This is a genomic window from Bradyrhizobium sp. AUGA SZCCT0160, from assembly GCF_018130105.1.
Lineage (GTDB): Bacteria > Pseudomonadota > Alphaproteobacteria > Rhizobiales > Xanthobacteraceae > Bradyrhizobium.
Map to the genome: position 1 here is coordinate 63,432 of NZ_JAFCMD010000009.1, position 13,531 is coordinate 76,962.

Here is a 13,531-nt window from a genome sequence, read left to right on the forward strand (position 1 = left end):
AAGGCTTTTTCGTGGCAGCCCGGCACCACGGCAATTTACCACACCAGAACGGAAAACAGCGGTTAACCAATTGATTTTGTTGACCGTGGAACCGGTTAACAATAGCTTAATATGACAAATGTTCGGAATATTCTTAGCAATCTTGAATTAAACGACAGTTATTTGACGGGGTAGTTTTATGAATGCGCAATTTCAGGTTGCACAGCTTTCTGACGCGTCTACTTCCTCCAACACTGCTGCTCCCCCTCGGGTTTTCAGACTGGCGAAGCCGCTCGGCGAACAGGCTGTCGTCGTCAATCTGGGATTTGACCAGAAGGTAAAGCTCGATTTTTCCGGGATCGCGAACGAGAAGATCACGCTGGTCCGCGTCGGCGAAAAGTTGATCATCCTGTTCGACAACAAGTCGACCCTGACCGTCGAGCCGTTCTTTGATTCTAGGCATGATGGCCTGAACAACATGGCCATCGAAGTGGCGCCGGGGCGCGAAGTCTCGACCAGCGAATTTGCAAGCCTGTTTCCGGTCACCACGGATCAGTCGGTTTTGCCGGCTGCAGGCGCCAATGGCAACGCGCAGGCTAGCGGTGCGAATTTCAGCGGTAACTCCGTTGATCCATTGGGAGTGGGTAACCCGCTCGACCTGCTTGGCCAGGAATCGCTTGGCAATGGCGCGTCAACCCCGGAAACGTTTGCTGGCTTGCCGACGACAACGCCTGTTTCGGCCGGCTTCACGCTGTCGAGCGCTCTGCTGGTCCATGACGAAACGCTGGGCGTTCAGTTCGGCAACGACCAACTGGCTTCGGCCTTGCCTAGCGTATTCCAGCAGGCCGGACTTATCGGCTGGGCAATCGGTTCCACGCCCATCATTACGTCTGATTCGTCCGCCCCCGGTTCAAATGGCGCCGGACAAGTAACCTATGCGTTGACCACGGCCACGGGCGGCGCCTTCAACGGCGTCGCTTCCGGCTTGCGCGCGACCGTTTCCGGCAACGAGATATTCCTGTTTACCGAAGGCAACCTGATTGTCGGCCGCGAGGGCGCCAATCCGGGCGGTGCACTTGTATTCCAGATCTACCTGAATCCTGACACCCTCAGGCTGGAGGTCGCTCAATACGAAGCGATCCAGCACAACAACCCAGCGGACCACAATGATCAGGTCCTGCTTGCGGGCGTGGTTTTCGTCCTGCAGACGGTTACCGACGGAGCCGGCCTGTCGGCGACGGCGGTGTCGACCGGTGCCATAGGGGTCGCGTTTGACGACGACGGCCCGTCGGTACTGGTGACGGTGGTCCAACCGATCGAGGGGGTCACGCGTCTTGCGACGTTGTCGCTCGACGAATCGTTCAACAGCGATCGCGGCGGCGATGGGGATGGGGCGGTTGACGATCAGGGCATCGGGTCTCCCGACCCTACGGGCGCAAACCCGATCGGTACCGTGAAGACCGACGCCGGCGAGGGGGCCGTGAAGGGCGATCTGGAGGCGCTCTTCAACGTGGTCAAGAACGGCGGTACTGACACCGAGAAATCGACTGCTTACGCCTATTCGTTCGCGCTCACCGGCGGCAACGCGCAAACCGGCGTTGCCACGTCTCTGAGGGTGACCGACATCAACGGCACCTACTCCAACGACACGATCTACCTGTTCAAGGTCAGCGACACCGAGATCGTCGGCCATGTCGGCAACGATCCGAACGGCGCGATCGCCATCCGAATCACGCTGGAAAATGCCGGCAGCCTTTCGGGCGGACAGCTCGTGGTCCATCAGTACATGGCGATCGACCATGGCGTGGACGGCAATAATTTCGATTCGACGCAGTTCCTCTTCTTCATCGGTGAAGGCGAAGGCCAAGGCGGCGCGAGCCTCGGCGTCACGCTGACCGCCACCATTACCGACGGCGATAACGACACCGCGACCTCCTCGGCGACGGTCCAGGTTGTTGGCAACCAGGGCTCCAGCATCGGCTTTCAGGATGACGGCCCGTCAATCGACGTGACGGTGATCCAGCCGGAGGAGGGATCGGCCCATCTCGCGACGCTGTCGCTGGATGAATCGTTCAACAGCGATCGTGGCGGCGGCGGGGATGGGGCGGTCGACGATCAGGGCACGGGGACGCCCGACTCGACGGGCGAGAACCCGATCGGCGAACTGAAGACGGCTGTCGCGGACAACACCCATCCGAAGGGCGACCTGGAGGCGCTGTTCGACGTCGCGAAAATTGCCGGCACCGACGATGAAAAGTCGACCGAGTATCTCTATTCGTTCTCGCTTGCGGGCGGCGAGGAGTCGGAAACGGGCGGCGTCGAAACCTCGCTCAAGGTTACCGATATCAATAACACTTACGACGACGACACGATCTACCTGTTCAAGGTGAGCGACGCCGAGATTGTCGGCCATGTCGGCAACGACCCGAGCGGCGCGATCGCGATCCGCATCACGCTCATTGGCGCTGACAGCCTCTCGGGCGGACAGCTCGTCGTGCAGCAATACATGGCAATCGACCATGGTCCGGACAGCAACAGTTTCGATTCCACGCAGTTGCTGAACGTTCTCGGTCCGACATCGAGCCTTGGCGTCACGCTGACCGCCACGATTACCGACGGTGACAACGACACGGCAACGTCGTCGGCGACGATCGAGCTCGCGGGCAATCAGAACTCCAGCATCGGTTTCCAGGATGACGGTCCGGCGATCAATGTGACGGTGATCCAGCCGGAGGAGGGGGCGGCCCATCTCGCGACGCTGTCGCTCGACGAATCGTTCAACAGCGATCGTGGCGGTAACGGGGATGGGGCGGTCGACGATCAGGGTACCGGGGCGCCCGACCCGATGGGTGTGAACCCGATCGGCGAATTGAAAACAGCCGTGGCGGACGACAACCATCCGCAGGGCGACCTGGAGGCGCTGTTCAGCGTCACCAAGGTTGCCGGCACCGACGACGAAAAGTCGACCGAGTATGCCTATTCGTTCACACTTGCGGGCGCCAAGGATCCCGAAACCGGTGGCGTTGCCACCACGTTGAAGGTGACGGATCCCAGTGGCACTCAAGCTGACGACACCATCTACCTGTTCAGGATCAGCGACACCGAGATTGAGGGCCATGTCGGCAACGACCCGAGCGGTCCGGTCGCTATCCGTATCACGCTGGCCAATTTCGACAGCCTGTCCGGCGGACAGCTCGTTGTCCAGCAGTTCATGGCAATCGACCATGGTCCGGACAGCAACAATTTCGATTCCGCGCAGCTTCTGAACGTTGTCGGTACAGGAGCGAGCCTCGGCATTACGCTGACCGCCACGATCACCGACGGCGACAACGATACCGCGACCTCATCGGCGACTGTCGAGATCGTCGGTGTCCAGAATACCAGCATCAGCTTCCAGGATGACGGTCCTGCGGTGTCTGTCTCCGCGAATTCTGACTTCGGCATCGTCCATGACGAAACCCTGCTGCTGCAGAATGACGACATCCTGTTCGCCTCGGTCTTTAACAGTGTCCACCATGTCGGTCATGATTTCGACGTACCGTTCGGCCTGCCGATCGGGTATGCGCGCAGCGACGTGTCCGCGCTGACCATCGGTTCTGTGGATTTCGGCACCGACGGCGCCGCCGCGAACCAATCCCAGACCTATTCGCTGACGCTGACGAACCTAACCGGTGACCCGACCGACGGGATCGACTCCGGGCTCCAGACCACTGCCGGCAAGTCGATCTACCTGTTCGTCGAGAACGGCATCATCGTCGGCCGCTACGACGGCAACGACGCCAGTGACCAGGTCACGAATACGGGCACCGATCCGGCGGCATTCGCGATCGCGATCAATCCGACGACCGGCCAGGTCTCCGTCGTTCAATATGTTTCGCTGCAACACGGCAACACCAGCAGCGACGATGAACCGGTCTCGCTTCAAAATGCCTTGGGATCCGTCAAAGCGACGCTGACCGTTACCGACGGCGACGGCGACACGGCATCGGCTTCCGCTGCGATCTCCGGCGCTATCCAATTCCAGGATGATGGCCCGCTCGTGGCTGTCGTGGTCCCGCGCAACTTCGGCGTTACTGCCGACGAGACGCCCGGCAACCAGGCTAACGACGTCACCAATCCGTTGCCTGTGTTCGCCAACGTGACTTCGGTCGGTCACGATCCGGACGTGGGCGGGACGCCGCTGGCCTATGCGACGAGCGGCGGCTCGGCGCTGACGGTGGTGCCGTATTTCGGCGTCGACGGCCCGAATCCGACGACTCCCGTTACCTATTCGCTGCAACTGAATTCGTCCGTCTCGGGTCTCCAGCTCACGGACGGAAGCCCGATCAGCCTCCACCTCGAGAACGATGGTGCTGGTCAACAGTGGGTTGTCGGCAGGGTCGATTCGGGTCCCGAGCAGGGCAATGCAGCGTTTGCGGTGGCCATCGATCCGGCCACCGGCAAGGTGTCGGTGGTGGAATATCTCTCGCTCTATCATCCAAACGACACCAATCCGGACGACCAGGTCTCGCTCGCGGCAGGCGCGATTTCCGCCGTCGTGACCATCAAGGACGGCGATGGCGACACCGCGTCCGCGACCGCGGATATTTCGGCCAGGATCCACTTCAACGATGACGGCCCGAGCCTGACCGTTGGCGCGCCGGCCGTGATCCGCGGTCTCGATTTCGGAAGCTTCAATCCCAACGGTAACGCATGGGGTACTGGTAGCGGCACTGCGACGGGGACAAACGGTGGGTGGACCATTGCGGATGCCAATCTCGGCCATGCCGGTGGCGACCTGGTCGGAAATACCGGCGCGGGGGCTGTTCAACTAGAGCGTGTCGGCGATGGTTATCTCGGTCTGCACTCGTCGACCGGCGGCTTCATGGTCGACCTCGATGCGTCGGCGCACGACGTTCAGATCAGCCAGGTCGTGAACGGTCTGGCTGTCGGCCAGACCTACGATTTGCGTTTTGAGGCAGGCTCGCCGTCGCCCGGAACCTCCCATCTCGAAATCTGGTTTGGCGGCGTCAAGGTTGGCGACATCACGCCGACCGGGCAGATGCAGCAATATGCCATCATGCTGACCGGTGGCTCAGGCGATGCCAGCAATCGTCTCGAGTTCCGTGAGACCGGTACGCCGGATAATTACGGCACGTATCTCGCCAACGTCTCGGTCGGCGATATCGTCATCGATGAAACCGCCGCAATCCAGCCGGGTTCGAATGAAGTCGCTGCCAACACGCTGTTCGACGCCATCGCCCAGAAGGGGATCGACACGGATATGTCAGCGCCGCAGTTTGCGGCGGGAACGTCTCCCGCGGTCTCCGTAGCCGCGAACTTCGGGACGGACGGTCCGTTTGGCGGCTCGGCCGCGACGGGGACCTCTTATTCGGTGTCGACGACTGGCGGAACAGACCATTTCGATTCCGGTTTGACCACGACCGCTGGTAAGCAGATCTACCTGTTCAACGAGACCTATGCAGGTGTTACCTACGTCGTTGGACGTTACGATTCCGACGGTGTCGGCGGGGCAAGCAACGCCGGTTATGCCAACGGAACGGTGCAGGACGCCGCGGCTTTCGCCTTCTCCATCGACAGCACCGGGCACATTCAGGTTGTGCAGTATGTCTCGCTGTATCAGCCGAACACCGCGAGTAACGATGAAGGCGTGTTCCTGAAGGCGGGTTCGCTCTCGGTCAACGTCACCGTCACCGACGGCGATTCCGACAGTCTGACCAAGAGCGCCGATGTTTCCGCGAGCATTCGGTTTGACGATGACGGCCCAACGCTGATTTCCGGGACGTCCGTTAAGGCGGAGGTGGATGAAGACGGTCTGCATTCGCCCGGCCTCTCTAATTCGAATGCGGACGGTTCTCCGTCGTTGCGCGACGGGGAGGAGATCGGCACCAATTCGGCCAGCGCGAACTCGACGACCTATGGCGAGCTCGACGGTCTCGTCAATTTCGGTGCCGACGGCTTCGGTAGTTTCAGCCTGAAGGCGATGAACAGCCCTGCCAACAGCGGGTTGCAGTCGAAGGGCGCGGACGTTCTCATCATCACCGATGCGAACGGGTTGCATGGCTATGTCGACAACGGCACGCCCGGATTCGATCCAGGGGATCGCGAAATCTTCACCCTTACGGTGGGCTCGGACGGCATCTACATCTTTACGTTGAAAGACCAGATCGATCACCCCGAACTCGATGGCGAGGGCGGCGCGAACAACGAAAACACGACCTTCATCGACCTGTCGACCTATGTCGTCGCCACGGACGGCGACGGCGACGGCGTTCCGCTTGGGGCCGGCACATTCACCGTCAAGGTTCTCGACGACATCCCGGTCGTCACCGTGCGGGCTCCCGGAGAAGAAATCCACGTCGACCGCGAGACCCTGACTTTTGATTTCAAGGGCGGTAACGATGTAGTCGGCGGCGTGTCGACAAACTCAATCAAGGGAATCTGGGCGACCGGCGAGGACCTGGCCGATAACGACGACACGGCCAACACCAGCAACAATTCCATCGGCATTGGCGACGGCCAGAGCATCGATGGACTTGGCCACCAGGGCCAGAAAACGACCGGTCCCGAAATCCTCACGCTTGAGTTTTTCGAGAACGTCAACATTCCGAACGGCAACGGGCAGCCGACGCACGGCGCCGCGTACGACGTCAATGTGTTCCGGTTCTCGATCGACGCTGCCGAATCGCAGCAGAATGATGATGCTGTTGTATTCGTCAGCGTGTTGAACAACGGCTCGGTTGTTTCACCGAACGACTACGTCGTTACGATCAACGGCGCGGCGCCCTCGACGGTCGCGACCGTCCACAACGTCTATGACAACGGGACGTTGATTGGTTACGTATTCGAGAATGTTCCGGACGATGCGGACTTCCAGATCACGAGCGCTTCGGGCTTCGACACTGTCAAGGTCGGGAACTACAACGGCTTTGCGTTCACGACGGACAACAATGCGAGCGAGACGGTCAGCACCGGAAATTCGTTCAAGGTCTATGGTTTGGAAGCCGACATCCTGACGGAGGTCATAACCCTCGAAACCTTCAAGGTCAGCCACGACGAAAGCCCGGGCGTCAATACTGCCGCCGATCCGAATGCGGCGAATGACATCGCTGTCGACAACGACGCCAATACGCCGGCGCCTGCGGCGCCATCGGCCATCTTTAATGCCAATGCGATCGGCTACGCCAGGTCCGAGGTCAGCGTGACCTCGACCGGCTCCCTGTTCGCCGGCACCGTGGGCGCCGACGAGAACGGCACCTGGTCATTCAAGGTCACCTCCGCCAACGGCGGCGAGATCAGCAACCTCGATTCCGGGCTGAAGACGCTCGACGGCACCCATATCATGCTGACGAGTGAAGCCAGCGGGGCTATCGTCGGTATGGCAAACCAGACGGCAGTCTTCAGGGTCTATGTGGACGCAGACGGATTCGTCTGGGTGGCGCAGTACCAGGCGATCCAACATGACACCGCTGGCTCCAGCCCGGCTGCGTTCGACGAGATCGCCACCATCACCGCCGCCTTGCACATCCAGGGCACGCTGACGGATTCCGATCACGATGCGATCACCAAGGTGTCGCCGGTCGCGCTCAACATTCAGTTCCAGGACGACGGTCCGCTCGCCATCGCGGAAGGATCGCAGAACGTCGTTGAAGGCTCTGCGCCTCTTCAGGGTCAGCTCGACTTCAATCCGGGCACCGACGGTGCGACCGTCACGCAGATCAACGGCGTGAACCTGACGTTCGGTAATGACGGCTATTCCCAGGCCATCACCACTACCCACGGCAGCCTTCAGGTCACCGCCAGCGGCGCCTACAAGTTTACGCCCCAGGCCGACGATTTCTACCAATCCGGAGGCGCGTCCAACTTCACCTACACCGTCACCGATGGCGACGGCGATACCTCGGGGTCGACGGTGGCATTCGTTGTCACCGACGACACCGACGTTACCACGGTGACGCTGAACGACAGGACAGTGAATGAAGGCGCCGGCACGGCGACGATCACCGCCAGCGTCGACCATGCCCCGCAGGGCAGCAACCTCGTGTTGTCGCTGAGCAATGGCGCGACGATCACGATCCTGGCCGGACAGACGACAGGCACCTCGACCCCGTTTGCTGTGCAGGGCGACGATCCCTATACCGATAACGAGACCAATACTGTCTCGATCACCGGCTCGACCGGCGGCAACTACGAGTCGTTGAACAAGGCCGACACGGCGACGGTGACGATCAACGACACGATCGACCCGACGACGGTGACGCTATCAGCCTCGACGGTGCTGGAAGGGTCGAACGCGAGCTACGTGTTCACCGCGACGCTGTCGAACGCGTCGCACGGCATCACCACGATCACGACCGACCGGGGCGTGATCACCATTCTTAATAACCAGACCACGGGCACGCTGACGGTCACGCCAAATCCGGCGAACGGCGAGGATCCCTATGTGGATCCGACCCAGCTGACGGCGACGGTCACCGCGGTGAGCGGCGGCAACTTCGAGAACCTGACGGGGATCGGAGCCACGGCAACCGCGCACATCAACGACACGACCACGACCAATTTCGTAACGCTGGACAATGTCGTGGTCGCCGAGAATCAGACGTTCGTCTATACGGCGCACCTGGATTATGCCCCGATATTGACGCCGTTCACGGTGACGCTGAGCAACAACGTCACCATCACCTTTGCGCCCGGTCAGACCATCGCCACGTCTGCGCCGCAGTCGGCGCAGGGCGATGACGTGTATCTGGATGGCCAGGTGGTCCCTGTCTCGATTACCGGCGCCTCGGGCGGCGGCTTCGAGGCCGTCAACTTCACGACTTACGGCAATGCCACGGTAACGATCAACGACACGACCGACCCGACGACGGTGAGCCTGAGCGCCTCGACGGTGTCTGAAGGTCCCGGCGCGAGCTATTTGTTCACGGCGACGCTGTCGAACGCCTCGCATGGCACCACCACGATCACGACCGACCGGGGCGTGATCACGATCGGTGACGGCCAGACCACGGGCACGCTGACGGTCACGCCAAATCCGGCGAACGGCGAGGATCCCTATCTCGACAGCAGCCAGCTGACGGCGAACATCACCAACGCGACCGGCGGCAACTTCGAGAACCTGACGGTGACCGGAGCCACGGCGACCGCGCATATCAACGACACGACCGATCCGACCACGGTGAGCCTGAGCGCCTCGACGGTGTCGGAAGGTCCCGGCGCGAGCTACCTGTTCACGGCGACGCTGTTGAACGCCTCGCAGGGCATCACCACGATCACGACCGACCGGGGCGTGATCACGATCGGTGACGGCCTGACCACGGGCACGCTGACGGTCACGCCAAATCCGCTGAACGGCGAAGATCCCTATCTCGACAGCAGCCAGCTGACGGCGAACATCACCAACGCGACCGGCGGAAATTTCGAGAATCTGCAGGTGCTGCAGGCCTCGGCGACCGCACGCATCAACGACACCATCACCACCAACGTCGTGACGCTGGATGATGTCGTTGTCGCCGAGAACCAGACGTTCGTCTACACGGCGCACCTGGATTATGCGCCGATATCGTCGCCGCTCACAGTTACGCTGAGCAACAACGTCACCATAACCTTTGGGATCGGTCAGACCACGGCAAGTTCTGCGACGCAGGCAGCGCAGGGCGATGACGTGTATCTCGATGGCCAGGTGATTCCTGTTTCGATTACCGGAACCTCCGGCGGCAACTTCGAGGCCGTCGACTTCACGACCCATGGCAGCGCCACGGTAACGATCACTGACACGGTTGACCCGACGACGGTGACGCTCACCGGCTCGACGGTGTCGGAAGGCTCCGGCGCGAGCTATGTGTACACGGCGACGCTGTCGAACGCCTCGCATGGCACCACCACGATCACGACCGATCAGGGCGTGATCACGATCGGCGATGGCTTGACCACGGGCACGCTTACGGTCTCCCCGGCTGTGCCGAACGGCGAGGACGTCTATAAGGATCCCACGAGCCTGACGGTGACGATCACCAACGCCACCGGCGGTGATTTCGAGAACCTGACGGGGATCGGAAACTCGGCGACCGCGAAAATCAACGACACCACCAACTCCGTGACGGCGACGCTGACGACGGCCACGACGACAATCTCGGAGTCTGGCGGTTCGATCATCTATACGGTGACGCTGTCGAGCGGGCTGAGCCCGTTCACGCCGACCGCGCCGCTGGATTTCCTGCTGAGCAATGGCGAGCACGTCATTATTGCGGCGAACGCGAGCAGCGGCTCGGTCACCAAAACGTACACCGACGCGGAGATCACCAACCAAGCCTCGATCACCGCTTCCATTAGTAGTGTGTCCAGCGGCGGCACGGAATACGAGCAGTTGCTGACCACCGGGTCCACGTCTGTTCCGGTCGTCTATTCACCGACGATTTCGGTGGGGCCGAACAATGGTCTTTCCGAAGATACCCAGGAGGGGATTCAGTTTACGGCAACGGTCGGCGGCAGCTCGCATGTCACGCAGATCACGGTCTCGGGTCTCACCGGATGGATTGTCGATGCGACACCGGCGAACATCGCGCTGACCGGCGGCGGAGGCACCGCGTCAGTCAGCAGCGCTTCGTTTACTGCCGGCGTGTTGACGATCAACATCACCGGTGCCGCCGACGGTGCGGCGGTGACGGCCGCGGTGCTGATGCAATCTCCGCTGAACAGCGACGTGGACGGAACGGTCTCCATGACGGCAACGTCCGCACAGGGGGCGACCACCGCCACCAGCGCGGCGACGCCGGGCACGATCTATGTCGATGCCGTTGCGGATATGCCCGCGCCGGTTACCGGCCAGACGCACATCCTCTTCGTGAAGGACTCGCCGAGCGATTCCAACACGGCGTTCAGCAATGGCGAGACGGGATCGCTGCAGGTCAAGGCGACCATCGGCGACGTGCACGACGGGTCGGAGACCCACGTGCTGGACATCCATCTGCAGAACGGCTTTACGGCTGGCCTCGCCGCGAGCGGTACCATCACCGGCACCTACAATGGGGTCAACACCACCTTCAGCTACACCTACACCAGCGGGACCGGCGATATTCGCATCACCGTTCCCAACGACACAGCCCTGAATCTGAACGCAAGCCAGACCGCTAACATCGATCTGAGCTTCGCCGTAACGGCCCCCGCAAGCGGCGCGCTGCCCGACAATCTGAACTTCAGTGTCACGGCAAAGTCGACTGAAGCGACGCTGTCTGGCGGGGGAGTGGGTGCCGGCAATGCCGACTTGATCACTGACAACGTGGCGACGCTGACGGACAGCACGGCCATTCCGGCCGCCCGGCTGTTGTCGGGTGCCTTCACCACCAACACGAACAGCAGCGTTCAGGAGGCCATCCTAAGCTTCATCGATGAAGCGCAACCATTGGATGCGTTCTCGCAACTCCTGACGTTCACGGGTACCGGCCAGGCGTCAACCTTCGCTGGCGACGCGGGCTTCAACATCACTGGCTCGCACACGTTCGAGGTCGTTCTCGAAAGTGCATTTACTGCCACGAGCCAAATCAACGTGACGAATTTCGTATTGAATGGCGTCACAATGAATGCCGGCCAAGACGCGATCTCCAGAATACATTATGGGCTGCAGGGAAGCACTACGGAGGCGCTAACCTCAGAAATCGTTCCCGACGGGGCTCACAACACTGATACGTATCTGAACTCGCTGGTCGGAAATAATAGCGGCACTACCCTGACGGGAACCGGTGTTAACGGCAACTATGTCTACGGGTTCAGTGGTGATGACACCCTGAATGGTGGCAGCGGGAACACGTTCCTGAACGGCGGCGCGGGTGCGGACACCATCAACGGTGACAGCGCGAATGATGTCATTGTCTTTGATACGAACGATACCAGCGTCAATGGCGGCGCAGGTTTCGACATTCTTCGTATCGACGCAGGTGCGATCTACAACACCTCGCTCCAGGTCAGCGGCGCGCCGAACGGTGGTCTGTCCGCCGCCAATTCGCACAACACGGGAGGGGTGCAGCTGTACGACGTCGACCTGTCGACGGAAAATCTGACCAACCTGGAAGCGATCCTGCTCACCACGGAGGCCGTTTCGAGCTCGGGATTTGGCACCGAACTGCACGGGCTGACCGCTGCTAATGTAGTGGCCTTCACGGGCGGGGCCGGCGCCCTCAACAGTCAGACGGGGACCGCTAACACGCTGTTCATTCTGGGGTCCGCGGGTGATGACGTCCAACTGACGGGCTTTGCCGAAACGGCGACGACCTATACTTCCTCTGGCGGACAGCTGTTCCACCAGTGGGTATCGACGAGCGGCCCGACAGCGACGCTGTTCATCGACAACGACCTTCAGGTGAACCACGCAGCGCAGTAGCGAATTCTGCTTTGCGAGGAGGTAGCAACGGCCGCGGAAATTCCGCGGCCGTTTTGCCATCTGGAGATCACATCAGCAGCGGCAGCGCACCCGGTCCTAGGGCGCCGATGCTCGAAACCTCGGCTCCGGTCCATTCCTTGGCGCGATCCTGGTTCGCCGCAGCCGGCGCTGCGTCGGCTTCACCTGATATCAGGGGCCGTTTGGCATAGGGCGCCGCGAACAGGTGGACGCCCTGGTGGTTGATGGCGAACAGCGGCGTGAAGCTCTTGGCGTCGGAGTCCTCCATCAGCGTGGAGAAGCGGTTGTCGAGCAGCAGCCAGCGGCCGTCCAGACGCGCGGCCAGCACGGCGTGGTCCTGGCGGACCGTGCGATCGCGCACCAGCACGAGCTGGAGATCGTCGCGAGAGAAACCCGCGGCGGTCAGCGCAACATACTTGGCGATCGCATAATCCTCACAGTCGCCCTTGGCGGTGGCAAACGTTGCAAGCGGCGTACTCCACCGGTCTGGTTCGCCATGCTGGGCATAGTCGCTGACATAGCGAACCGCCGCGTTGACGCCGTGATTGGCCTCGTCAAGCCTGTCGCGCCCGGATTTGGAACTGACGGCGTTGATCAGGCGCAGGAATTGGGCGGCGTTGGCAGGGCATTTGCCGGCATCGGCGCGGCACTGGTCGAGAACGGCCTGCTCCTTCGTCATGGCGGCTTCGACGCCGCGCCATTTGCGCCAGAGCAGGCCATCCGGCGCGCGGAACGTGAACAGTCCGAACGGCTCGGTGCCGATCGCCGGCGTTTCCTTGACCTCCGGCACCGCATCGGTCGCGACATTCGAGGGGGTGAGAGCCGCGAGGCGAACCGCGTCGGGTCCACGGCCGCGCTGGCGGTCCAGCTTGGCGAGGACGGCGTTGATGCTGAAGAACGTTGCCGCAGGCCTGGACGCGCGCTCGGCGCCCGGCTCGAACTCGGCGGCCTTGACCTCTGCATTGAGCGTCTCTTCGGCGGCAAATGCGCCCGGTGCGGCGCAAAGGCTGAGCGAGAGAATGAGCCCCGTGGCCAGCGCAAGCGAGCGCTGCCGCAATTCTACGCGCGGCGTCATGACGTCCCCTTTGTCAGGAGCGTCAGCCAACGTCTTTGCGAAGATCAGCCGCCCCAATCTGTTATCGGGACGGAGAGTGCAGG

2 protein-coding genes are annotated in these 13,531 nt (G+C 61.5%); one reads left to right on the top strand and one right to left on the bottom strand.

The features are described 5' to 3' along the window. Positions 1–178: 178 nt before the first annotated feature. Complete coding sequence (locus tag JQ558_RS16555) at positions 179–12,355, top strand: DUF5801 repeats-in-toxin domain-containing protein (RefSeq protein WP_212294253.1); 12,177 nt, start codon at positions 179–181, stop codon at positions 12,353–12,355. 67 nt (positions 12,356–12,422) lie between these two features. On the opposite strand, the gene JQ558_RS16560 is transcribed toward JQ558_RS16555, so the two are convergent. After that, positions 12,423–13,448 (bottom strand): transglutaminase-like cysteine peptidase, encoded by a 1,026-nt coding sequence (locus JQ558_RS16560; protein ID WP_212294254.1) that lies wholly within the window; start codon positions 13,446–13,448, stop codon positions 12,423–12,425. Positions 13,449–13,531: the final 83 nt, after the last annotated feature.

What these genes read in the sequence shown, in the direction of transcription:
- JQ558_RS16560 (WP_212294254.1), bottom strand. Translation starts at nt 13,448, where the DNA reads ATGACGCCGCGCGTAGAATTGCGGCAGCGCTCGCTTGCGCTGGCCACG.
- JQ558_RS16555 (WP_212294253.1), top strand. Translation starts at nt 179, where the DNA reads ATGAATGCGCAATTTCAGGTTGCACAGCTTTCTGACGCGTCTACTTCC.